Source organism: Pseudomonas sp. FSL R10-0056, from assembly GCF_009600105.1.
Lineage (GTDB): Bacteria > Pseudomonadota > Gammaproteobacteria > Pseudomonadales > Pseudomonadaceae > Aquipseudomonas > Aquipseudomonas bubulae.
The window spans coordinates 1-24,652 of the sequence record NZ_WIWL01000100.1 but is presented as its reverse complement, the minus strand read 5'-3'; the positions used below and the strand labels follow the sequence as shown (position 1 = coordinate 24,652).

The 24,652-nt window shown below is 61.1% G+C and carries 21 protein-coding genes; 6 read left to right on the top strand and 15 right to left on the bottom strand.

The window, feature by feature from the left end:
- Positions 1-11 precede the first annotated feature (11 nt).
- The 3 genes from GHO42_RS04820 (at position 12) to GHO42_RS04810 (ending at position 2,386) form a co-directional block, all read left to right on the top strand.
- Positions 12-326: an SCP2 sterol-binding domain-containing protein gene (locus tag GHO42_RS04820; RefSeq protein ID WP_095000408.1), complete on the top strand. Its 315-nt coding sequence runs from the start codon at positions 12-14 to the stop codon at positions 324-326.
- A 201-nt stretch (positions 327-527) separates the two neighbouring features.
- On the top strand, positions 528-1,595 hold the full coding sequence (locus GHO42_RS04815) for a phosphotransferase family protein (RefSeq protein ID WP_095023575.1): 1,068 nt from the start codon (positions 528-530) through the stop codon (positions 1,593-1,595).
- 23 nt (positions 1,596-1,618) lie between these two features.
- A complete protein-coding gene (locus GHO42_RS04810; protein ID WP_095000410.1) occupies positions 1,619-2,386 on the top strand; it encodes an SDR family oxidoreductase in 768 nt (255 codons plus the stop codon).
- A gap of 140 nt (positions 2,387-2,526) precedes the next feature.
- On the opposite strand, the gene GHO42_RS04800 is transcribed toward GHO42_RS04810, so the two are convergent.
- The 15 genes from GHO42_RS04800 to GHO42_RS04730 form a co-directional block, all read right to left on the bottom strand.
- Entirely contained in the window at positions 2,527-5,499 is a 2,973-nt protein-coding gene (locus tag GHO42_RS04800) for an RHS repeat domain-containing protein (RefSeq protein WP_153326163.1), read from the bottom strand.
- Positions 5,500-5,619: 120 nt separating this feature from the next.
- The gene (locus tag GHO42_RS04795; protein ID WP_095000412.1) at positions 5,620-6,726 is read right to left on the bottom strand and encodes a nitronate monooxygenase family protein; all 1,107 of its coding nucleotides are present in this window, start codon (positions 6,724-6,726) and stop codon (positions 5,620-5,622) included.
- Positions 6,723-7,628: an enoyl-CoA hydratase gene (locus GHO42_RS04790; RefSeq protein WP_095000413.1), complete on the bottom strand. Its 906-nt coding sequence runs from the start codon at positions 7,626-7,628 to the stop codon at positions 6,723-6,725. Before GHO42_RS04790 ends, GHO42_RS04795 begins: the two co-directional genes overlap by 4 nt.
- 15 nt (positions 7,629-7,643) lie before the next feature.
- On the bottom strand, positions 7,644-8,441 hold the full coding sequence (locus tag GHO42_RS04785; RefSeq protein WP_095000414.1) for a CoA-transferase subunit beta: 798 nt from the start codon (positions 8,439-8,441) through the stop codon (positions 7,644-7,646).
- 11 nt (positions 8,442-8,452) lie between these two features.
- Positions 8,453-9,328 carry a CoA transferase subunit A gene (locus GHO42_RS04780; protein WP_095000415.1) on the bottom strand — a complete coding sequence of 292 codons (876 nt, stop codon included), beginning with the start codon at positions 9,326-9,328 and terminating at the stop codon, positions 8,453-8,455.
- 10 nt (positions 9,329-9,338) lie between these two features.
- Positions 9,339-10,229 (bottom strand): VOC family protein, encoded by an 891-nt coding sequence (locus tag GHO42_RS04775; protein WP_095018038.1) that lies wholly within the window; start codon positions 10,227-10,229, stop codon positions 9,339-9,341.
- A 202-nt stretch (positions 10,230-10,431) separates the two neighbouring features.
- Positions 10,432-11,370 carry an OB-fold domain-containing protein gene (locus tag GHO42_RS04770; protein ID WP_095018039.1) on the bottom strand — a complete coding sequence of 313 codons (939 nt, stop codon included), beginning with the start codon at positions 11,368-11,370 and terminating at the stop codon, positions 10,432-10,434.
- Positions 11,371-11,375: 5 nt separating this feature from the next.
- Positions 11,376-12,587, bottom strand: a complete 1,212-nt coding sequence (locus tag GHO42_RS04765) for a thiolase family protein (RefSeq protein WP_153326161.1) — start codon at positions 12,585-12,587, stop codon at positions 11,376-11,378.
- A 140-nt stretch (positions 12,588-12,727) separates the two neighbouring features.
- Positions 12,728-14,395, bottom strand: a complete 1,668-nt coding sequence (locus tag GHO42_RS04760; RefSeq protein ID WP_178126931.1) for a DUF1302 family protein — start codon at positions 14,393-14,395, stop codon at positions 12,728-12,730.
- A gap of 64 nt (positions 14,396-14,459) precedes the next feature.
- Positions 14,460-15,545: an MBL fold metallo-hydrolase gene (locus GHO42_RS04755; RefSeq protein WP_095039086.1), complete on the bottom strand. Its 1,086-nt coding sequence runs from the start codon at positions 15,543-15,545 to the stop codon at positions 14,460-14,462.
- The gene (locus GHO42_RS04750) at positions 15,538-17,400 is read right to left on the bottom strand and encodes a long-chain-acyl-CoA synthetase (protein WP_153326156.1); all 1,863 of its coding nucleotides are present in this window, start codon (positions 17,398-17,400) and stop codon (positions 15,538-15,540) included. Before GHO42_RS04750 ends, GHO42_RS04755 begins: the two co-directional genes overlap by 8 nt.
- Positions 17,397-18,470 carry an alkene reductase gene (locus GHO42_RS04745; protein ID WP_153326154.1) on the bottom strand — a complete coding sequence of 358 codons (1,074 nt, stop codon included), beginning with the start codon at positions 18,468-18,470 and terminating at the stop codon, positions 17,397-17,399. The genes GHO42_RS04750 and GHO42_RS04745 overlap by 4 nt, the downstream gene beginning before the upstream one ends.
- 9 nt (positions 18,471-18,479) lie before the next feature.
- Positions 18,480-19,109: a nuclear transport factor 2 family protein gene (locus GHO42_RS04740; protein ID WP_095000423.1), complete on the bottom strand. Its 630-nt coding sequence runs from the start codon at positions 19,107-19,109 to the stop codon at positions 18,480-18,482.
- Between the two features lie 10 nt (positions 19,110-19,119).
- Positions 19,120-19,893, bottom strand: coding sequence for an SDR family NAD(P)-dependent oxidoreductase (locus GHO42_RS04735; protein ID WP_153326152.1), 774 nt, complete (start codon positions 19,891-19,893; stop codon positions 19,120-19,122).
- 29 nt (positions 19,894-19,922) lie between these two features.
- Positions 19,923-20,657, bottom strand: a complete 735-nt coding sequence (locus GHO42_RS04730) for an SDR family NAD(P)-dependent oxidoreductase (protein WP_095000425.1) — start codon at positions 20,655-20,657, stop codon at positions 19,923-19,925.
- 379 nt (positions 20,658-21,036) lie between these two features.
- On the opposite strand from GHO42_RS04730, the gene GHO42_RS04725 reads away from it, so the two are divergent.
- From GHO42_RS04725 to GHO42_RS04715, 3 genes are all read left to right on the top strand, one after another.
- The gene (locus GHO42_RS04725; RefSeq protein ID WP_095020041.1) at positions 21,037-22,368 is read left to right on the top strand and encodes an MFS transporter; all 1,332 of its coding nucleotides are present in this window, start codon (positions 21,037-21,039) and stop codon (positions 22,366-22,368) included.
- A gap of 17 nt (positions 22,369-22,385) precedes the next feature.
- On the top strand, positions 22,386-23,213 hold the full coding sequence (locus GHO42_RS04720; protein WP_095000427.1) for an alpha/beta fold hydrolase: 828 nt from the start codon (positions 22,386-22,388) through the stop codon (positions 23,211-23,213).
- Between the two features lie 76 nt (positions 23,214-23,289).
- Positions 23,290-24,652, top strand: a 1,363-nt coding sequence (locus tag GHO42_RS04715; RefSeq protein WP_153384129.1) for an FAD-dependent oxidoreductase, incomplete at its 3' end; no start/stop codon positions are given.

Here is a 24,652-nt window from a genome sequence, read left to right as displayed (position 1 = left end):
AGGATCGAACCATGACTTCTGTAGCTGATGCCGTTCAAGCAATGAAAGCCAAATTCAACCCAGCCGCTGCTGCAGGCCTGGACCTGGTTTTTGGTTTCCGCATCGATGAAGATAAACACTTCTCGCTGATCGTCAAAGACAGCACTTGTGAACTCAAAGAAGGTGAAAACCCTGACGCCCAGGTCACCCTGGTGATGGACGGCGAGACCCTGGAAGGCATCGTTAGCGGCGAAACCGATGGCATGCAGGCATTTATGGGCGGCAAACTGCGCGCTGAAGGCGACATGATGCTGGCCATGAAACTGAGCGAACTGTTCCCGGCCTAAGCCACACGCAGCACCGAAAACCGAAGCCCACGCGCTTCGGTTTTTTTTGCCCTGCGGTTTATTGAGGCAGTGGCCATCAAAGACGCTGATCCCCTGCTAACAGCCCTGCCTATTAAGGCAGCAGCCGACTTGTCGAGACCCGGGCCGCCCATTAGATTAGCGAATGTTGTCAGGCCTCAACTATAAACAGAAGAGATAAACATGGCGCTTACCGACTCGTCCACCCGCATCCGCACCGGCGAAGAACTCGACGCCAGCCGCATTGACCCTTACCTCAAGGCAAATATTCCTGGCCTTGTGGGGGAACCTGCGATCAGCCAGTTCCCTGGCGGCGCCTCGAACCTGACTTACCTGATTGAATACCCGGGTCGAGAGCTGGTGCTGCGCCGCCCGCCCTTTGGCCAAAAGGCCAAATCGGCGCACGACATGGGCCGCGAGTTTCGCATCCTCAATCAGCTCAAGGACGCCTTCCCCTACTGCCCCAGGGCCTACGCCCACTGCTCCGACGAAAGTCTGATCGGCTCCGGGTTCTATGTCATGGAACGGGTCAGGGGCATCATCCTGCGCTCGGATCTGCCGCAGGAACTGGCATTGGGCGCCGACGCCAGCAGAACCCTGTGCAAGAGCTTTATCGACAAACTGGTCGAGTTGCATCGCGTTGACTACAACGCCTGCGGCCTGGCCGATCTGGGTAAGCCGCAAGGCTACGTGCAGCGCCAGATCAGCGGCTGGAGCGAGCGCTACGAAAAGGCCCTGACCCCGGATGCACCCCATTGGCACGCAGTAAAAGACTGGCTGCACGCCAAAATGCCAGCCGACTACCCGACCCCGGCTATCGTTCACAACGACTACCGCTTTGATAATGTGATCCTAGATCCCGCCAACCCGATGCAGATCATCGGCGTGCTGGACTGGGAGCTGACTACGCTGGGTGATCCGCTGATGGACCTGGGCAACACCCTCGCCTACTGGATCGAGGCGGATGACCCAGCACCGGTGCAACTGATGCGGCGCCAGCCGAGCAACGCTCCGGGTATGTTGACCCGCCGCGAATTTGTGGATTACTACGCCGAGCGTTCCGGGATTCAGATAGACAACTACGATTTCTACTACACCTACGGCCTGTTTCGTCTGGCGGGTATCGTTCAACAGATCTACTACCGCTACTACCACGGCCAGACCGCAGACAAACGTTTTGCCCAGTTCATACAAATGAACGCGCTGCTGGAGCAGATGAGCCTCAACGTCATTCGCCGCTCCAGCCTCTAAGCCCCAGATAACAGGGAATCAACATGTCCAGGACTCAACTGTTCGACCTTGATGGCAAAATCGCTTTTGTTTCCGGTGCCAGCCGCGGCATCGGTGAAGCCATTGCCAGGCTGCTGGCCCAACAAGGTGCCCACGTCATTGTCTCCAGCCGCAAACTCGAAGGCTGCCAGCCAGTGGCCGATGCAATCATCGCCGAGGGCGGCAAGGCCACTGCCATCGCCTGCCATATTGGCGAAATGGAACAGATCACTAAGACCTTTGCGCGCATACGCGCAGACTTTGGTCGCATCGATATTCTGGTCAACAACGCCGCGACCAATCCGCAGTTCTGCAACGTACTGGACACCGACCTTGGCGCTTTCCAGAAAACCGTCGATGTAAATATTCGCGGCTATTTCTTTATGTCCGTGGAGGCAGGGAAGCTGATGCGCGAGCACGGCGGCGGCAGCATCATTAACGTAGCCTCGATCAACGGCGTATCACCGGGAGTGTTCCAGGGTGTGTATTCGATGACCAAGGCAGCGGTGATCAATATGACCAAGGTGTTTGCCAAGGAATGTGCAGGGTTCGGCATTCGTTGCAATGCGTTACTACCGGGGCTGACCGACACCAAGTTTGCCTCGGCGCTGGTCAGCAACGACGCCATTCTCAAGACCGCCCTGCAACACATCCCGCTCAAACGCGTCGCCGCCCCCGGCGAGATGGCCGGGGCTGTGCTGTATCTGGCAAGCGATGCATCGAGCTACACCACGGGTATCTCGCTGAATGTAGATGGCGGATTTCTGTCCTGATGCCAAGCGCTGCCACGATGATCTGGCAAGCCTCAGACAGCGTGAGCAGCACAATGCCTGCGGTGCAGGCAGCGTGGCGTATCACACCAAACCGGAGCACTATCATCGCGAACAGGCCCGCCGCCGCAGGTTATCCATCATCAGTGCTTGACCGGTCTCCAACGCTTGAACAGGCTGTTGTAACCACTTCTGGCCGTTTGCAGCAAAAGCCCACGCACCTCGGTCAGTGCCGATACCGCCCCTTTGGCAGCCCCCACCCAGGCCCTGGCCCGTGAACTTTGCTGCGCTATCGGCGAACCTGTGACATACGCGGCGATGGCCTCGATCCCGACCCCGGCCCAGTAAACCCACGTCTGATTGAACATCCTGCTCATGCCTCCATGAAACGTGGCCATCCCTGGCGGGATCTGCAGCGTATTCACGTGACGATCCAGCTGAGCAGATTGATGGCCCGCGCGAATGTACGTCCCCGCCGCCCCGTCATAAGCCTCGATCACAGGCGCTATATTCGGCTGCAGTGGCCCTGGCACAAACTGACCATAGACCGCGTTGGGAACAGTAGCCAGGCCATAGGCACCTGCACTCATCATCGTTCGCATGATTCTGGAACGTACCGGGGTCTGCCCCCAGGACACGCTGTCACCGTAACCTCTCAAGGTCTGCTGCAGGACTTCACGTGTAAGTGAGCGCACATGCCCCGCCAGCCTCACTCGAGCCACGGGATCCCAAACCTCATCAGAACCCGCCCCCTCGCTGGCACCTCGCATTTCAAAGCCCCTGTGCGTAACGTTTGCGGCAATAAAACCGATAAAGGGGCTCCAGTGAGTCAAGTTTGCAAAAAGCCCGGTACCCATGTGCATGACGGCCAGTGCATCAATGGCATTTACCGTACTTCGCAAGGCAACATTGAGCCCGTGAGTCGGTTGACGACCCTCAAACAGGGCCAGGTCGACCCCCACCCCGACAACATTACTGATCCAGGTTGCCAGCCCATCACGAATCGCGGCGGCACTCGAAGCCTGCCACCGCGACCTGATCTGCCTGGACAGCCCGGAGATGGCCGAGTGCAATCCGGCAAACCGGCCAATAGCCGCCTCCGAACTCAGCAGGCCCTGCTCGTCGACCCTGCCGACGGGATTGCCCTGCGCCATCGCGTACAGGTTCATGCCATCAATATCATCGCCCGGATCGGCGCTGACCCAGCGCGCCAGCCACGGTGCGTAATACCGCAAGCCGTAATAGTAGAGCCCGCTGGCATCGCGCTCCTTGCCCGAATAGCGAATAAATTTATAACGGGCTTCAAGGGTATTTTTCGTCGCCCACCAGGCAGTGGCTCCATAGGGGTAGTAGCTTTCCTGACTGAGTAACCGCCCAGAGCCATCCAGCTCCAGCATGCTGCAGCCCAGATGGTCCGAGAGGCTCAAACGCATGTGTTCGTTATCGATGCTTTCGGGGCGCCCCTTCTCCCACTGCAATATGCTCGCGCTATTGAGATCACCGACCACCATCAGCACATTCACCCATTCGCCCGTGGCGCTGTTGCGCCGGACTTCGAGACCGGGCAAATAATACACCTCTTCACGACGGGTCTGACGATGGCCATGGGACTGTCTGATTTTAAGCGCCCTTGCCCCGCTGCTGTCGTAGACATAGGCCTCATCATCGTTGGCACCGTCCTGGCGTGTGACACGGGTAACTCGCTGCAATTGATTGCGCAGGGTCCAGCTCAGCCACTGCCCCGGTTCGAGTACCTGCTGGTTGCCATTCGCGTCAAAGCCGCTTGCCAGCCCGGGGCGGGCGGGCAGCCCCGACTTTTGTTCAAGGCCGTGATTGCTGTGGTCAGCCACGTTCATCTGTCGCGTATAGCCAGAACCGTGGCTGGGCATGTGTTGCAGCAGGGCAAGATTGCCGCCTGCATCGTAGGTATACGACTGACGGTAGTTACGCATACGCTGACCGTTGGCCGCACCCAGGCCCGCAGCAACGGGCAGCTGCGGGCCATTGAGATTGCTGGCGTTTTCACGGCCCGTGGCTTCTATCAGCTGGTAGAGCGAGTCGTAGGTATAAGTGCTCAATGCTTGCAGCCGGGTATTATCAGACCACAGCACAGGTTGCGCTGCATCACGGATATTCAGCACATTGCCAACCCGGTCATAGACATAGTTCAAGTCCTGCAAGGCTTCACCCGGATTACTGGTGCGCCATGTTTTCAGTTGCTGCAGGCGGTCATCCAACGGGCTGTAGGCCAGGGCACGCACTACCCCGTTGCCCGACCGTTCAACTTCTATCTGGCCGCTCGCGTTATAGGATCTTTGCTGCACCACACTGTGCTGGCGACCGCTGCCGAGATTGACCATCACCGCAGCCAGCAGACCGTCCACATCATGGCGCATACGCTGCCGATTGCCCTGGGCATCGATTTGCTCAACCAACTGGCCCACAGCATCACGGCGCCATTGAGTGCGCCAGCTTCGGGATTCAAGGTGCTGCTCACGCAACCCGGCCTGCGGCGACCAGTTGGGCGCTTGGGATGCGTCACGTACGAATCGCCGTGACTGACTCGTCACCTGCCCCAGCAGGTCATAGCCCTCAAACCACAGCGTGCCGGCAGGGTCGTCATGACGGATCAGCCGGGCGCAGCCATTTTGGCGCGCATGCACAGCGCTGTTGTCGGCATAGGTCAGACGCTCGACACAATGCGCAACCTCAGTTCCGGCGCCCTGTTCGAATACGGCGTTCAGGCGCAGCAGTTCATCGTATTCCCAGATGCTGCGGGTACCCCGGGCATCCCAACTAAAGCGCAGTTGCCCGCCCGCCCCTGCCAGGCTGATACGCACGCCGCGGTCAACACTGTCGCTGCGCAGCAGGCGCCCCGACAGCGAAGATCGATTGCGCTGATTGGGCACCGTAGTCGGATCTTTACGGCGCAATGCCACCAGACGCGGATCCCACTGTTCGGTCAAAAAACCGCTGGGGCCAAACACCTGGCGGCTGATCCGCGCTTCAGGTTCCTGCGCCGCAGTGCGCCGATGACAGGCCACCGTGCAGATGGCCAGCCCGCGAGGGTCATAAGCGGTTAGCAAGGGAGTATGGCGATGCAAGGCTTGGGGCATAAATCAGCTTCCTGAACTGCACAATAATTAAAAAGTGTAGTGATCAGAATGCTTGCCCCACGGGCCAGAGCGGACAGGCTTTGTATCCAGATAAGTTAAATTACAGCAGAGCCAGCCGTTTCAGATGGCTGCCGCTTCCCCCGCCTTACAGCGCGCTGCCTGATGACGTGCATTCACCGCTATCAGGCAGCGCTCGGCCTCTTGCACCATCTCGTCGATCAGGCTCTGGCAACTTTTCAGTTCGCCAATGGCAGCGGCCACCTGCCCGCTGGACAAAATCCCCTCATCCGGTACGCCATCCACCATCGAGCGCTGCAACAGCACCGGCTGATTGGCCGCCATCACCGTCTGCGACAGCGCAGCAGGGTCTTCTTTTATTGATTTGGCAAATACACCGAGCATATGCCCAAGGCTCATGCCGGTGTGTTGCTTCCAGTGCCAGGCGCTGCCCAGGGCAATGCGCAGGCGGCCAAAGGCACCGGCTTTTTCCAGACGATTGATAAAAGCGTTTTCGATCATGCGGTGGCGCATGCCATCCACTGCCGTCGTCACGCGAATCTGCTGTGGGTCGGTCACTTTCACGTAACGCTCCAGCGTCGCGATCGGGGTGGGCGATTCCTGGGTCATCAGGAACCGCGTGCCCATGGCCACCCCGGCCGCACCTGTGGCCAGCGCTCCGGCCAGCCCGCGCCCAGTGGAATAGCCCCCCGCGGCAATCACCGGCACCCGCACCGCATCCAGCACCTGCGGCAGTAAAATGGTGCTCGGCACGCCCCCGGTATGCCCGCCACCCTCGCCGCCCTGTACGGTGACCATGTCCGCGCCCAGTTCCACGGCCTTGAGTGCGTGTTTAAGCGCACCCACGGTGGGAATGCACAACACCCCGGCCTTTTTGAAACGCCCGATGGTCTGGCGGTCGGGGCCGCGGCCATAGCTGACGGCTCGCAGGCGGTACTTGATGGCCAGGTCCACGCACTGCGCGGCGTTTTCCTGGAACATATGGAAATTGAGGCCGAAATTACTCCCCCCCGTGGCCTCGATCACCCGCAGGATTTGGCCCTCCAGCTGATCCGCCGCAATGGTCGCTCCGGCCAGAAAACCGAAGGCCCCCGCACGGGTACTGGCGATCACCAGATTGGCGTCCGCTACCCAGCCCATCGCGGTTTGCACAATGGGGTAACGGCAGCCCAGGGCATCGGTCAACGCCGTTTGCAGATAGTCACTCATCCACGCTCTCCCGCAGCACTCTTGTTCGCTTCAATCATGGCCTTGGCGTCATAGCCGCCCAGCTTGTCCCCGGACAGCAGCTCGTTATGGCTATGGGCGAAGTGATGCCAGGCAAACACCGCGTCCATCGCCGTACGCTTGCCCTGCAAGTCCTCGACGTGATTGATCGCCTGCTTGGTCAGGGCCAGGCCCATGCGCGGCTGTTTGGCGATGGCCGCTGCCAGCGCATAGGTACCGGCCTCCAGCCCTTCGCGGGTAAACAGGCGATTGACCATGCCCATCTGGTAGGCGCGTTCGGCGCTCATACGATCGCCAGTAAACAGAAACTCCTTGGCAATGCGCGGGTTCAGTTCATAGGGGTGGGCAAAATACTCAACCCCCGGAATGCCCATGCGTACCACCGGGTCCTGAAAAAAAGCATCGTCACTGGCCACGATCAAATCACAGACCCAGGCCAGCATCAGCCCGCCGGCAATGCACGCCCCCTGCACCATGGCAATGGTCGGCTTGGGCAGTTCGCGCCAGCGCCGGCACATGCCCAGGTACACCTCTTGCTCGCGGGCATAGAGGTACTCGCCGCCCGGCTTGTTGGTGTGGTCCCACCACAGGCTGGCGCGCTCAAATTCCTTGTTGATATCGCGCCCCGGCGTGCCGATATCGTGCCCTGCGGAAAAATGCTTACCATTGCCGCGCAGCACAATGACCTTCACCGCATCGTCATTGACGGCACGGCGCAAGGCGTCGTCCAGGGCGTAGGTCATCTGTGAGTTTTGCGCGTTATTGACGGTCGGCCGGTTCATGGTCAGCGTGGCGATACCATCGGCCACCCCATAAAGCACCGGGTCCTCGGTTTCATACACAGCGGTGTCAGCCCGCTGCACAAATTCGCTGTCGCTGCTCATATGAACTCCTGGCCATCAGGCCTGACGAATGCCGGGCGGGTTGCCCTTGAGCGCAGAGGCGCGATAGTCATGGGGATCGAGGCGGCGGATCAGCGCCAGTTGCTCCGGCGTCGGCGCCACGGTCTGCTTGAGGTCGGCGGCCTTGAGCAGCGGGAAACCGGTTTTCTCCTGTACCTCTTCAAAGCTCACGCCCGGATGCAGGGAACGCACCTGCACGGCCCGGTCCGGTCCGCCGAAGTCCATCACACACAGGTCGGTGACGATCAGGCGGATGTCCATCAGGTCGCTGCGCATGCCCTCTTCCCAGCGCTCGGGCTTGAAGCCGACACCCGAGACCATGTCCACTTCCCCGGCGACAAACGCCCGGGTGTTGTGCGACGGCACGAAGAACGAGTTGATATGGTTGATGCTGTTGCCCGGCAAACCGCGCACCCCGAGCATTGCCACCTTGGGCTTTTGGTAGTCGCCAATGCACGACAGGTTGGTCTGGCCCCAGCGGTCGATCTGGGTCGGACCGATCATGGCGTGGCGACGCCCGCCCCACACGCACTCGAACACCCGCTCGAACGACAGATAGCCCGAATAACGCGGTACAAAATCTCCACGCGGCCCCAGGGGGATAGGCTCTTCCACCAGAAATGCCTCGCTGTCGGTCATCAACAGTTCCGGGCTATGGGTCAGTTTGGCCAGGCTCGCGCCCAGGCGCGGGATTACCCCCAGGCCCGAAGCAATCACTTCGCCGTTACCGCGCCAGGCTTCACAGGCGGCCACGATCAACAGTTCAGCCAGGGTAAATTCGCTAGTAGCAGTCATGTCCACACTCCTCAAAACACGGGCAGCGGCAAAGCGCTCAATCGATCGACCCCGCCATTGCTGGCCTGGTAGGCGCTTTCGCCCGGGGTCACAAACTCGGCTACATAACCTTCCCAGCCACCTTCTTCTGCAGCGCTGGCGCTGTAGCGTTTCAAGTGGCTAAGGTCCCAGCCGTAATCGGACGGGCAGGCTGTCGGATGCGCACCAAAGGGTGCATGCACCACGCCGCTGACCAGATAACGTTCGAAGGTGTTGAAGCGGGCCTGGGCAGCATCCAGGTTCAAGCGCTCCTCGATCCGCTCACAGGAGACAAAGCACTGTTTGGCGGCACGGGCATACAAATGATCGAAATAAGGATCGGGGCCCGTTACCAGGGTATTGCCCAGGCGGTCGGCAACGTTGACGTGCAAAAAGGCGATATCCAGATTCAGCGCCGGCATGGCCAGCAACACCTCGCCATCCGCATAGGGCGACTGCACCTGCTTGATCCCGGGGTTCAGGCGGCTGACATCGGTGGCCAGGCCACAACGGGTCGGCAAGAACGGCAGACGCATGCCGGCGGCCCGCAGGCCCCATTGCAGCATGCCCTCGTCCAGTTCCATCAGCTCCAGTTCTCCGGCCTCGCGGGCCTTGCGAAAGTAGGCTTCGAGCGGGATGGCATCGAGGGTGGCAAAGCCGAAAATCAGTTTTTTGACCTTGCCGGCAGCGCAGAGCATGCCGACCTCGGGACCGCCATAGGCGACCACGGTGAGATCCTTGACGTCAGAACGCAGGATCTCGCGCACGATCGCCATGGGCTTGCGCCGCGGGCCCCAGCCGCCGAAGCCGATGGTCATGCCGTCGCGCAGTTGGCCGACCACGTCTGCCGCTGTCATTTGCTTGTTCATGTAGTGCTCCTTACGACTGTCCTGCGGAGAAGTCATGGCCCCACAGGCTTACCCGGGTGAATTCAAAAGCGCTGTGGTCCTGCCAATCCACCAGCAAGCCGCCATAGCCATACTCCAGGTCAAAACCTGAAGGGGTTTTCATATAGAAAGAGGTCATGCGGTCATTCAGATGCTGGCCGAGGGTGGCCGATAGCTGTACGTCATGCGCGATGCGCCGGTCATGGGCGCGGCCCACTTCAGTCATCGACTCGACCTCGACCATCACATGCACGCAGCCGGACGGCACCGGGTACTCGGCCAGGGCCAGGCTGTGGTGACGGCTGTTTTTGCAATGCAGAAAATGGATGCGGATCGGTGGTGCCGAAGGGTCGGGACGGAAGTTGAAAATATCCGACAGTTCAAAGCCCAGCACATCCTTGGCAAACGCCAGGGTGGCATCGAAATTTGGCGCGGGCAGTACGGTGTGGCCCAGGCCCATATCACCGGTGACAAAACCCGGCACTCCCTGGGGCGAGACAAAGGGCTGGCAATCGGAGCGATGGCCCCAGCTCAATTCATGGCGGTTACCTGAAGGGTCGGTGACGTGCAGCAGTGCTTGCACACCGCGCTGACCGCACTGTTCGGCGCTGCCCAGGCGCCAGTTGACGTCGGCCTGATCCAGCACTTCGATCGCGGCGTTGAAAGCCTTTTCGCCGGCCAGCTCCCAACCGGAAGCCAGATACCGCGACTCACCGCCCGGCACGATAAGCATGCGATACGGACGCTCATCCATCTTCACGTACAAGCCGCCGGCGGGTGCTTCGCTGACCATCATCCCGAGCACGTCTTCGGCGTAACGCTGCCATTGAACGGGATCTGCAGACTCTGCAACGAAGTAGCTCAAACCACGAATGTCGATCATGTGCCTGCTCCTCAATGCCTGTATTTATTGGCTTGGAGGAGTATGGGAAGGATGGGGGTGGGGTTCATCGTCCGTTGAGACTAAAGCGCTCGGGTGGGGCGCCTTAAACCGGTGGGAGCGGGCTTGCCCGCGATGCAGGCGGCGCGGTGTGTCATTAAAACCGCGTCGATAGCATCGCGGGCACGCCCGCTCCCACAGGGCATCACATATACAAAATCACCAGTTCATTGATCACCGACGGCCGCTCGCTGCCCAGCACATGGGTATTGAGTTCCAGGGTCAGCTGAGTACCGCTTCTGACCCGCTCTACCCGCTTGACCCGGGCCCGCGCATGGATGGTCGAGCCCGCCGGCACCGGTGCCGGGAAGCGCAGGCGATCCGAACCATAGTTGACCATATTGGTGAACCCGGTGATCTCATAACCCAGGTTGAGTTTCATCCGTGACTGCAGGATCTGCACCAGCGCACCGTGGGCGATGGTCCCGCCAAACGGGCTTTGCTTGCGCGCACGTTCCGGATCGGTGTGGATCCAGTAATCATCCCCGGATAACTGGGCAAAGCTGTCAATCAGGCCCTGATCGACCACCACCTGGTTGCTCCACGGGCTGAACTCGTCGCTGACCAGCGCCTGCAGGCCCTCTTCGTCATCCAGGGCAATCTGGCGCACTGGCACTGCGGTTTCTGGCACCGGTTGCTCAACCGTACGCAGCGTCTTCAACGCCTCGGCATCCTTGTCCAGCCCGGTAAAACGCAGCAGCCGGTGGCCCTTGGCATCGACCTCGGCAAATACCGGTTGCAGGCGCATGCCCACTTTCACTTCAGACTCGTCCAGCCCGACCAGATTGGTATTGATGCGCACACCCTGATCCAGCTCGACCACCGCCAGTATCTGCGGCATTTCATCGGCAAAGTCCGGCAGGGTCGCGATGCGTGTCACGGTAAAGCTGTACAGCGTCGCGCCACCACTGACTTCACGCCAGGTCAGGGCATGGGTAAAGCACGCCGGGCAGTGCCTGCGCGGATAAAACACCCAGTGGCTGCATCGTTCACATTGCTGAATCAGCAGGCGCTCGGCCTTCAGGCCTTCCCAGAACGGTGCAGAAATCTCGGTCGGAACCGGCATTGGTTTGTTGTTCGACATCGGATTTATGCTCCCTGAAGTATCAATGCGCCCTGCTCACTCATCACCCCACCGGTGCCTGAGACATATACCGTGTCGCAGCGTTTGAGCTGGCGCTCGCCCGCTTCTCCGGCAATTTGCGTCACCGCCTCGATCACCTGGCTCATCCCCCCCGCCGCGCCGGCCTGGCCAAAGCTGAGCTGGCCGCCATGGGTGTTCATCGGAAAATCGCCGCGCCAGGTCAGGTCGTGTTCACGGACAAAGTTCATGCCTTCGCCCTTGGCGCAAAAACCGGCGTCTTCCAGGGTCAGCAAGGCGGTGATGGTGTAGCAGTCGTAAATTTGTGCCGCATCCACATCGGCCGGTTTGAGCCCGGCCATTGCGAATGCGCGCTGCGAGGCAGGCCCGATAGGTGTGTGCAGCATGTCCTGGGCATAGGACGGCGACTTGAACGCCAGGTGCTCGCCGAAGCCGGTGATCCACGACGGCCGCTTGCGCGCCCGTGCTGCCACCTCTTTGGAAGCGATAATCATCGCGGCGCCACCGGCCACCGGCATGACGATTTCCAGTACATGCAGCGGTTCGGCAACTTTTTTACTGGCCAGCACTTGCTCGATGGTCAGCGGCTGGCCGTAAAACATCGCTTCTGGGTTGTACTGCGCATTGGTGCGCTGATCGACCGCGATTTTTGCCAGTACCCGCGGGTCATAACCATATTGCGCGGCATAGCGCTGGGCGATCATCGCGTAGCCGGTGTTCTGGCCCATATGCCCATACGGCAAGTCGAACTCGGCTTCAGGTGCACCGAACGCTGTGCTGTGGCCGCCAAAGCGCATGGCCCGGGCCATCCAGCTGGCGTCTTCATCCGGGCCCATGGGCGCCATGCGCGCGGGCAGCACACACAGCACCGCCTGGCACAAACCCAGCTCAATCGCAGCGGCAGCGCGCCAGACCATGCCCACCGAGGTACAGCCGCCAAGGTCGACCACTTCGGCAAAATTCAGGCGCAAGCCCAGGTACTCGGCGGCCATGGCCGGGACGAACACTGAGGCTTCATGAAAATGCGGGCCATTGATCACCAGCCCGTCGAGATCCGATGCCTGCAAGCCGGCATCCTGTAACGCCCGGGCCGCCAGGTCAGCCACTTGTTCCAGATGGAACATGCGCGGGGCCGTGGCGTATTTCTCCGGTTTGTACTGAGCGCTGCCAACAATGGCGGCATGACCTTTAAGACCCATGGTTTTCTCTCTTTAAAAGTGCAAATCAGGCCGTTCCGTGGGAGCGGGCTTGCTCGCGCTGGCACCGACGCGGTTCTGCTGCAAAACCTCAGTGCCTGTATCGCGAGCAAGCCCGCTCCCACACAGGGGCAGGCAAGTCGTCAGAACGTGTATTTCATCGAGAACGTGGCGTAGTCACGGTCTGCCAGCGGGCGGTAGATCGGGTCGGGGGAGCCCAGGTACCCGATATACCTGAGCGATACTTCCAGGTTGCCCAGGTATTTGAAGGTGGTACCCGCACTCAGGCGCCTGTCCCCCGCCACCCCGGCAATGGTTCCCGACATCGGTGCCGCACCGCTGAATACGTTGGAGAAGGTGAACGGCACTTCAAGGTCCCAGCCCTGGAATACGCCCGGGTAACTGAACGAGGCGCCCACGGTGTAAGCGCTCGAAGAGCGGGTACGCCAGGCCGTGGCCGTTTTGTAGGTGTACTGATCGGACGGTTGCACGGACGGCACCAGCGACGGCAACAGGCCCACACCTTCAAGGTTCGGCGCGGCAGAGGTTTCGTCGGCGTGGTCGGCACGCACCGTGACAAACTCACCGGTCAGGGTGGTCTGGCTGGCCCAGGGGCGGTCCCCCAGGATGCGCATGGCCGACAACTGGAACTGTTGGCCCTTACCCTTGGCCGGCACCGGGCCCAGACCGGTATTGACCATCACCGGAGCACCGTCGCGATAAGACCACTCCGCACCAAGCTGGTACTCGCCAAGCTTGGTGGTGGCACTGATACCGGTGAGTTTGATGTCTTCAAAATATTTGACCCGGTAGCCGTTGGCCTTGTAAGCCAGGCCACCGGGGCCTGCCGGTATCGGGTCCCAGCCCACCAGCGCGGTGGCCGGGTTTTTGTCGTGGTACACAACATGGAACAGCGAGACTTCGAGGTCGGTAATCGGCCGGTAGCGGACCTGAGCACCCCACTGGCCGCTGTCGCGCGGCTCGTCGGTGCCCAGGTAAGGCACCTTGTTGGCGCCCATATACAAAAATTCTCGGCCCGGGCCGATCACGTCGGAAGTCGACAAAAAGCTGCCCACCGGCGGCAGTTCGGTGCCCTTCCACTCGTACTGCACATAACCGCCCAGGGTAATTTTCGGGTTGATCCGGTAAGACGCCGAGAACTGCCCCACCGGCAGCAGCACCTCTTTGACCTCAACCCCCGGCTGCGCGGCCTTGACCGCATCGGACGGGTTCTGCACGCCGTTGACGCCAGGGTAGTAAAGGCTCTCGCCCCAAGACTCGATATGGCGGCCGGCTTTTACATCGAGCAGGGTGTCGTTTTCGAAGCGCCAGCCGCCAAACACGTAAGCATCGAGCAGGCGCGTGCGGCCCCCGCTGTAGTAGCGGGTGTCACTGGTGAACTCGTCGTTGTCGCCGTATTTGTTGACGGTGGCCGGTGAATCGTTGTCATTCTTGCGGTGATACACATCGTCGTAAAAGGTACTGGCGCGCACCACCGCACCGTAGTTGTCCTTGCGCAGGATCATTTCGCCCAACGCGCCCACCCGGTTGGTGGTGAGGCTGTGCTGATCAAAGTTGCGGTTCGGATCATCGACGTTGACCCCCATCAACCGGCCGCTGGGATTGCCCAGCCGCGTACCGATGCCATAGCTGGTGGTGACCGACCAATCAATCGTGGTGCCGTCATCGAACTCGATGGTGTCCCCTGCCCACAGCGGGCTGCAGACCAGCGCCACGGCAACGGCCAGGCCACTGGCCTGGAAGTTGTGCGGGCGCTGCCCTGAACAATTATTGTTATTTTTATTGATCACTCTGCCTCTCCTGATTAGCGACTCGGTGGCCGCTTCGATGGGTTCAAGCGTCATTGCGTTGTGTTCAAAGCAACTCAAGCGGGTCGAACTTCACGACTCCTGTCGGGGCCTGTCGATAACGATGCAGCCCTCCTTCTTCCTCACGAACGAGCGCCCCCTCGGCCATAAGGTAATTGGCATGCGCCAACGTCTCGCCTAGCGCCATCAGCTCGTCGAAACGGCCTGACAGTTTCTTGAACAGCACCGCCATCATTTCCAGCCCGGTGCGCGGTTGTTCGCACGCTGCCAGCAACTGCTGCAAGTGCTGGCGATGGTGGTCGCGCAACTGGTCCAGGCGCAGATGCAGGTTGTAAAACGGCCGTTCATGGGCCGGCAGCACCAGTACGTGGTCGGGGATCGTGCGCAACCGTTCGATCGAGTCCAGCCAGTCCCGCAAAGGGTTGGCCTGAGGCTCGCTGACATACACGGCAATGGTGGAAGTGATGCGCGGCAACACCTGGTCGCCGGAGATCAGCAAACCATCGTCCGGCGCATACAGACAGGCGTGTTCCGGTGAATGACCGTTCCCCATCACCACCTCCCAGCGCCGCCCGCCGATGGTCAACTGGCTGCCCTGGTTCAACCGGGTAAACCCCGCCACCAGTTGCGGGCGAAAGTGCTCGCCCTGGATCAGCGGCAGCAACGCCGTCGCGCGCTCGGCGCTGAAGCCGGCCTTTTGATAAAAATCCAGAAACGCCCAGTCCGGTGCCGTCGCTCGCGGCGGGCCATGGTGCAGCGCTTCGAACTCGCCATGGGTCATCAGCACCGGGCAACGAAATCGCTCGGCCAGCCAGCCCACTACACCGGTGTGGTCACTGTGAAAATGGGTGCAAATGACCGCTTTGAGGGGCAAGCCAGCCATGGCTTCGACAAACACCTGCTCCCACACGGCGCGGCATTGATCGCTGTTCAGCCCGGTATCCACCGCCACCCAGCCGTCACCGTGACGCAGCAGATACAGGTTGATGTGATCGAGGCCAAACGGCAGCGGCATGCGCAGCCAGAGCACGCCGTCGGCCACTTCCTGCACCTGGCCGCTGGCCGGGGCCTGTGGCCAGGGGTAGCGCAGGCCGTCACGCCATTGATGGCCTTGAGCGTCGAGTTCACTCATGGCCAGCACCTGCAAACGGCAGCAGACCGTTACGGGCCAGCACTTGCAGGGAGTACGGCTGATAGGTGCGGCTACTTTCATCGCGCACAAATAGCGGATCGGCAAACAACTGCGGCGCGTAACCCTGGCGCTGCAAATCAACCTTGCGCAGCTTGAAGGTGCTGGTCAGGTCCGCCGCCAGTGTTACCCGTACAAACACCGGCGCGGCATAACGCGGCAAACGGGTTTGCGTCAGCTCATAAAAAGCCTGCGGGTCAAAGCTATGCCCGGGCTGCATCAAGATCGCCGCCATCCCCGCACGGCCTTCGTGTTCAGGCACCTGCACACCGTACACGTTGATCAGTTCAAGCCCCGGCATATCACTCAGGGTGTCGGCCACTTCCAGGGTCGAGACGTTCTCGCTTTTCCAGCGAAAGGTGTCGCCGATGCGGTCGACAAAATAGAAATAGCCGTCGTCGTCATAACGCAGCAGATCGCCCGAACTCCAGTAGGCATCACCACGTTGAAACACATCGCGGCGGATCTTGCTCTCGCTGGCAGCAGTACTGGTGTACCCCTCGAAACGCCCACCGCCTATCTGCGGGTGATCAACGATAAAGCCCATTGCCTCGCCGATTTCTCCCGGTTGGCACAACTGGTAAAAACCGTTTGCATCCCGCGGATGGCTGTCGCTTTCCACGTCGTAACGCACCAGGCGCAGATTGGTGCGGCTCCAGTCCGGCACGCGACCACAGGAGCCCACATAGTTGTCGACATTGATCAGGTTGGCGTTGGCTTCGGTGGCACCCCAGCCCTCGAACACCTGGATCGGGCCAAAACGCTCCAGCCAGCGCTGCCAGGATTCAGGCGTGAGCCCGGCGCCGAGCATATGGCGCAAACTGTGCTCGCGCTCACCGGTCACCACTGGCTGGTTGAGCAGGTAGCGGCAGATTTCACCAATGTACTGAAACACGGTGATGCGGTTGCGGCGCACATCCGGCCAGAACTCGCGCACGCTGAACTTGCGCCGCAGCACAATGCTCGCGCCCGCGCACAGTGCCGTGGACGTCACCGAAGTGGCCGCCGCGCCGTGGTACAGCGGCAGGCAGCAGTAAAATACGTCTTCACAGGTGGCCCCCAGGGTGACTTCCATCACGTCACCCGAGGACAACCAGCGCATATGGCTATAGCGTGCAGCCTTGGGCAAGCCGGTGGTGCCCGAGGTAAATATCAGCAGCGTGGTGGTTTCGGCCGTAATCGCCGCACGCACGTCACGCGCGAAGACCGTGGCCGGGGCAGCAGCGACGTGCTGTTCAAAGTCAATATCGACAAAGGCCGGCAGCTCGCCGTCAAAGGGGTTCAGTGCATCGTTGACCAGCCACAGCGGGACATCGGGCAAACCTTGAGTGCCCAGCAGATTGGCCAGGCATTCTTCGCCCACCACCACCGCCCTGGCCGCCGTGGATTGCAAGGCATGCACCAGTGGCTTGCCACTGACCTGGGTGTTGATAAACGCCACCACCACACCGAGCTTGACCAGCCCGAACCAGCTGTAGAAGAACTGCGGACGGTTCTCCATGGCAATCGCGCAAACATCCCCGGGGCGCAGGCCCTTGGCGTAAAACACATGGGCCATGCGATTGACCTGGGCTTCCACGGCGGCGTAGGTGACACGCTGCTCGCCGTCGATCAAAAAAGTCCGATCGGGGAATGCCCGGGCCTGCCCTTCAAGACGGTCGGCCAGGGTATACAGGTCCGCCGGTTTGATCTGGCCGCTGGCCGCAGAACGCAAATCCAGCAGTGCCTGGGTCTGATCACGGGGCACGGGCTGTTGTCTGACTGTCGTCAGGGTGCTGATGCGGGACATGTCGTTCATGGCGCCACTGCCTCGGCCAGCGGGTAATCGCTGTAGCCTTCCGGGCCTGGTGAGTACAGGGTCTTGCGGTCGAAGCGGGCAAGGGGCAAGCCCTTGCGCAAGCGCTCGACCAGGTCCGGGTTGGCAATAAAGTGCCGGGCAAACGACACCGCATCGCCCTGCCCGGCCTGCAGCGCGACTTGCGCCGACTCGCCGTCAAAACCGTCATTGAGGATCAGGCCGCTGCTGCAATGACGCTGGGCCAGGGCAAAGGCATCCAGTTCCGCCAGCGGTGAGCGCATGATATGCACATAAGCCAGGCCCATCGGCTCGGCGGCCTTGCACAGGGCAACTGCGGTGGCCAGCGGGTTTTCGTCATCGATATCGTTGAACGGATTGCCCGGGCACAGGCGCAAGGCGACACGCCCGGGGCCAATAGCCGAAGCCATCGCTGCCAGCACCTGCTGCGGGAAACGCACGCGATTTTCGACACTGCCACCGTACTGGTCTTCACGCCTGTTGCTGCCCGAGGCCATGAATTGCATCGGCAGATAACCGCTGGTGCAGTGCAGCTCGACGCCATCAAAACCGGCCTGGCGTGCATTGAGTGCGGCCTGACGGTAATCTTCGATGACCTGTTCGATGTCGTGCTGTGACAAGGCCTGCGGCTCGTCGGTATCGACCATGCCGGCAGTGTCGGTAAACAGCTGGGTGCGGGCGCGCAAGGCCGACGGCGCTACCGTGGCGGCGCCTGCCGGCTTGTTGTGGGCGCTGGCTGCACGGCCCACATGCATCAGTTGTAGCACAATCAGGCCACCTTCGGCATGCACTGCATCGGTCACGGCTTTCCAGGCGGCAATTTGTGCCGGGGAGTAAATCGCCGGGGTGCGACAGTAGCCCAGGCCACTGGCCGAGGGCGCCGTGCCTTCGGCGACAATCAATCCGGCAGAAGCGCGCTGACGGTAATACTCGACCATCTCGGCCGTCGGCACCCCGTGTTGATCGGCGCGGCTGCGGGTCATGGGCGCCATGACGATACGGTTGGCCAGTTCAAGCTCACCCAGGCGCACGGGTTCAAACAGAATGCTCATGGTATTTCCTCAGCGCACGCGGATTTTCGGTGCGCCGGCCCCACGGCGCAGGGTGGCAAGAAAGTGCTCGAGCGGAGCCGCTGTCGCCACTTGCGGCAGTTGCTCCTTGTCCGGGCGGCTGGCCCAGAACTCGGTCCACGACGGGAACAGATCGTGGAACGTACCGGCGTAGGGTTCGCGCCCCGGCCAGCGCATTTTTTGCGTGCCGATCGGCGGTTTGTTGAGGTCACTGGCGTACCAGTAGCACGGCAGGCGACGGCGGAAATACCAGCGCCCCTGCATGCGCTCATAGTCATCCCAATAGAGCATTTGCATGGTCACCCACTCGGGGCCGGTCTCGTGCTCGTTCTTGGAATACACCACGCCCACGGCATGGTCCGGGTCGGTGAACTCGATCAGGTGCTGGCCCAGGTGATGGGAAGTGCCGTGAAACTGGTCGCGTAACGTGTCGTCGACCCAGGCCTTGAGGTGCGCACGCCCGGTTTTTTCGCGGCCTACGCGAATGTCTTCGGCAAACAGATTGACGTGGGCATCGAGGTCTCGCATGTCCAGCGACAACGAATATTTACCAGCCAGCTGGCGGATCTCATCAATCGATTCCAGCCGATCGAGACGGGCTAACAAAGCGCTCTGTTCCATAAAAGGGTCCTTATTCCAGTACCGTGTACAGCTCGCTGCTGCGCCCGCCATCCACCGGCAGGCAAGCACCGGTGATGTATGAAGCTTCGTCGCTGGCCAGGAACAGAATGGCGTTGGCCACTTCCACCGGCTGGCCGACGCGCTTGAGCGGGATCAGTTTTTCGGTATTGGTGCGCGTCTTGTCATCGGTGAGCATGCCTGCCGTGGCCGGTGTCTCGACCACACCCGGGCTGACCACATTGCAACGGATGTTGTGGCTGGCACCTTCACTGGCCGCAGCGCGGCTGAAGTTGATCACCGCGGCCTTGGCCGCCGAGTAACCGGCCATCCACGGCGTACCGAACTGCCCGCAGATCGAGGCCAGGTTGATGATCGAACCGCTGCCCTGGGCGCGCATCAGGCCCATGGCCGTGCGTGTGCCCCAAAAGGTGCCGTCCACCGTGGTGGCGAAGTTCGAATGCCAGTCAGCGGTCGAGGTGCTGTCAATCGCGCCCCAGCTGTAGGCCATGGCGTTGTTGACCAGAATATCCAGACGGCCGTGGCGCTGTGCCGTTTCGCTGATGGCGCCGACATAAGCGGCTTCATTGCTGACATCGGCCACCGCGCATTCGGCGCGGCCGCCGCTGTCACGGATCTGTGCCGCGACGGCTTGCAGCGGCTCGATGCGTCGCCCGCACAACACCACCAACGCGCCTTCTTCGGCAAAGCGCAACGCCGTGGCCGCGCCAATGCCTGAACCGGCGCCGCTGATAATGGCAATTTTGTCTTGTAAACGAGTACCCATGATCTGCTCTCCCATTGCTATACGCGGTCTCAGATAAACGCCATGCCGCCGTTGACCGCGAGGTTCTGGCCGGTGATGAACGCTGCGTCATCGCTGGCCAGAAAGGCCGCGACGCGAGCGATTTCATCGGTTTCACCCATGCGGCCCAGGGGGATGGCCTTGAGCATGCTTTGCATCCAGTCGTCCGGAATGTCAGCCATCATCGGCGTGTTGGTCGGGCCGGGAACGATGGTGTTGACGCGAATGCCATTGCCGGCCAGTTCGCGCGCCATGCTGCGGGTCAGGCCCATTACCCCGGCCTTGGCTGCGCAGTAATGGCTCGGTCCTTCGCCGGTCAGGGCGGCGGTGCTGGAGATATTGATAATCACGCCGGGCGTGGCAGCGGCGAGCATCAGTTTCACCGCTTCACGACTGCAGAAAAACGGCCCTGTCAGGTTGACCCCGATCACTCGTTGCCAGTGTTCGTCCGGGGTTTGTGCGAAGGCATCGATGGAGCCGATACCGGCATTATTGACCAGCACATCGAGGCTGCCGAAATGTGCATGCACGGCAGCCATCGCGGTGGCGACCGAGTCGCTGTCAGCGACGTTGCAGGACACTGCCAGGGCCTTTTCGCCCAGCCCTTCAATGCTTTGACGCGCGGCATCGAGGTTGATGTCGGCGGCGACCACCTTGGCCCCCTGCTCGGCAAAGTGACGAACAATCGCTCGTCCCATGCCCTGGCCTGCACCGGTTACAAACGCCACTTTGTTAAGCAATTTCATCCTGTTCTCCCACCTGCCCGAAGTCGGCCCGCCGGTAAGCCCGGACGGTGTATGGGAGCAATCATTGACTGCGGCTAAAAGCTGAACATCGTCCGATGGGACTAAGCAGCTCAAGAGCGGATGACGACCGTAGCAGCTGACGAGCAGCCTAGTTCCTACGGCAGCTGCAGAAACACTGCAACTGTGGGAGCGAGCCTGCTCGCGAAGGTCGTTCGCGAGCAGGCTCGCTCCCACAATAGGGCTTGACCTGCAACAGAGTATCTACAGCTTTCATCCCCAGAGAGATTCTGTGCATGACCGGCTGGTCTAAATGGACGATGTTCCTCCAGCCGGTTCGTGGAATAACTCACTCACTAGAACAAAAACCGGGAGACCCGTCGTGTCCATACCCTTGCGCCCCACCTGGCGAACCCATTACGCACTGGGCGTTTTGGCAGCCATCTATATCTTCAACTACATAGACCGGCTGCTGATGGCCATTTTGATCGAACCGGTGAAGGCCGAGTTCGGCATTTCCGATACCGGTATAGGTCTGCTTTCAGGTGTGACCTTTGCCGTGTTCTACACCCTTTTCGGCTTTCCGCTGGGGCGCCTGTCCGATCGGATCGGGCGCAAAAAAGTCATCGCCTTCAGCTGTATTGCCTGGAGCGTCATGACCATTTTCTGCGGCTTTGCCGCCAGCTTTACCATGCTGGTGATCGCCCGGATCGGGGTCGCTATCGGCGAAGCCGGGGGCACCGCGCCGTCAATGGCCATGGTCTCGGACCTCTACCCGCCCGACCGCCGCTCGACCGCCCTGTCGGTATTGATGCTGGGCTCAAGCCTGGGGGCGATTTTCGGCCTCGGTCTGGGCGGCTGGATTGCCCAGCATTACGGCTGGCGTTTCGCTTTTGTGGTGATCGGCGCACCGGGGATTTTGCTCGGGTTGATCCTGCTGTTTACCGTGCGGGCACCCAAGCCGGCGATGCTGGTCAGCCCCAATCTGGTCGCGCAAGACCACTGGCTGGTCACGGTTCGCGAATTGTTCCAGACACCGTCCTTTCTCTGGCTGGTGTGCACCGGCGGCTCGGCGGCCATTGCCGGTTATGCCATCGGCACCTGGAGCCCGAGCTTCCTGATCCGCTCCCACGGCCTGAGCCTGCAGGACGCGGGCCTGCTGGCCGGGGTCGCAGGCGGTGCCGGGGCAACCATCGGCACCCTGACCTGCGGTATTTTGTGTGATCGCCTGGTGCGTCGCGACAAGGGCTGGCAAATCGGGGTGCCGCTGCTGGGCACGCTGATCAGCATCCCGTTCGGTCTGGCGTATTTCCTCTGGCCAGTGGGCACTGCATTTTATATGGGCAGCACACCAATGCCGACCGCGTTTCTGTTTTATTGCGTATTCAGCTTTTTTGGCACCTGGTGGGCAACGCCCTGCCTGGGCGCCATCTCCCATCTGTTTCCAGCCACCCGCCTGGCCCAGGCCACTGCAATTTTTGTAATGGCCATGACCCTGCTCGGGGTCGGTGTCGGGCCGCTGCTGATCGGCATGCTCAGTGACGGCTTTGCCCATACCCTGGGCAACGAAGGCCTGCGCTATGCCCTGGCTTCCTGTATCTCGCTGCTGGTTCTGGCCTCGGTGTTTCTGGCCATGGCCTTGCCGCGCTACCGCAACCACCTGATGAACAAGACCCCGACCCCAGCACCGCTGGCTGACGCGGCCACTGCCTGACAACTGGAGATTGAGTGATGACCGAACAAGACCTTCCCCTGCCCATCGGCCACTTTGTGACACTGGACAGCGGCCTGCGCCTGCACTTTCTCGACGAGGGCAGCGGCCCGGTCGTATTGTGGTTGCACGGCAGTGGCCCGGGCGCCAGTGGCTACAGCAACTTCAAGGGCAACTATCCGCAGTTTGTGGCTAACGGCTTTCGCAATCTGGTGGTGGATTTGCCGGGCTTCGGCCGCTCCGACAAGCCGGAAGATGTGAACTACGACCTGGCGTTCTTCGTCAACGCCATGTCGGGCTTTCTCAAGGCAGTGGGGGTCAAGCGCGCCACCTTGCTCGGCAATTCCCTGGGCGGTGCGATTGCCCTGGGCCTGGCGCTGGCTGAGCCGGAGCGCGTCGAAAAACTGATTCTCATGGCGCCAGGCGGTGTTGAAGAGCGCGAAACCTACTTCAAGATGATCGGCATCCAGCGCATGGTCGAGCTGTATAACGCAGGCCCGCTGGGCATCGAGCAAATGCGCCGGATCATGAGCCTGCAACTGTTCGACACCGCGCTACTGGACGACAACCTGCTGGCCGAGCGCGTGGCCGTGGCCGTGCATCAGCCGCGCAATCTGTTCAGCACCATGATGGTGCCCAACATGACCGAGCGCCTTGAAGAGCTGCAGGCACCGATCCTCGGGTTCTGGGGCACCGACGACAATTTCAACCCCGCATCCGGCGCGCTTAAAGTGCTGACCCACGCTCCCAATGCGCGTTTTATCATGCTCAATCAGTGCGGCCACTGGGTACAGGTCGAACACCGCGACATGTTCAACAAGGCGTGCCTGGAGTTCCTGCGCGGCTAACCGTATACCTGCATGACCTGCGGCTGCCTGCGGGCGGCCGTAGCCCTTCCAGACACCCGCTCGGGCTGAAATAACAATGACAAAATACCCTCAGTTACTGGCACCCGGTCGCATAGGTTCTCTTGAACTGCGCAACCGCATCATCATGGCGCCCATGGGCTCCAACTTCGCCGAGGCCAATGGCCAGTGTGGCGAGCGCATTCAGGCCTATTACGAAGCCCGCGCCCGTGGCGGCGCCGGGCTATTGATCATGGGGGTGTGCTCGGTGGCGTTTCCGGCCGGGACCGCCGAGCCATTCCAGGTCGGCGTTTCCAGCGATGACTTTATCCCCGGTTTGAGCCGACTCGCCGAGCGCGTCCACCAGCACGGCGCAAAAATTGCCATGCAGTTGCAGCACGCCGGCAAGACGGCAGTGCGCGACATGGCCGAAGGCCGGCAACTATGGGTGCCCTCGGTGCCGCCAGTGCTGCAAAGCGACATGATGGCCGCGCTGACGCCCGAAGAACTGGCCAACTTTGTCAGCTCCATGAAGCGTCGCGCCGAAGGCTCACCGATCCGTGTAATGGACAGCGCCGATATCGCGCAGATGATCGAGTGGTTTGCCAGTGCCGCCGACCGCGCCAGGCGAGCGGGTTTCGACGGTGTGGAAATCCATGCGGCCCACGGCTACATCATCGCCGGTTTCCTCTCCGGCTATTACAACCAGCGTGAAGACGAGTACGGCGGTTCGCTGGAGAACCGTGCCCGGCTGCTGCTGCAAATCATCGCTGCAATACGGGCCAAAGTCGGCCATGAATTTGCCGTATGGCTGCGCCTGGATGCCGAAGAACTGCACACCCCCGGCGGCATCAATCTTGAGGATGCCATCGCCGTGGCACGCATGGCCGAGGCGGCAGGTGTAGATGCGGTCAGCGTATCGGCCACTGCGCGCATCACCAGCGGCGTGGTGTTTACCGAGGCACCACTGGTGCACAAGCCCGGGGGGTATCTGGAATGGACCGCTGCGCTCAAACGTAGCGTGCAAGTCCCGGTGATTGCCGTGGGGCGGATCGAGCCGGAGGTCGGTGAAGCCGCCCTCAAGCGCGGCGACTGCGACTTCATTGCCATGGCCCGCAAGTTCCTCGCCGACCCGGACCTGCCCAACAAATTGCTCAATGATCAGGAAGCGAGCATCCGCCCGTGCATTTACTGCTACGTGTGCGTGAGCCAGATTTTTATCAACGAGCGGGTCAAATGCGCGGTCAACCCCATGACCGGCCATGAGTTCGAATACGTCATCGGCCCCACTGCCACACCCAAGCATCTGGTGGTGGTGGGAGCCGGGCCTGCCGGGATGGAAGCCGCACGCATCGCCGCGTTACGCGGCCATCGCGTGACCCTGCTCGAGCGCAGCGACCGCCTCGGTGGCACGCTGTTTTTCGCCGGCCTCGCCTATGCCG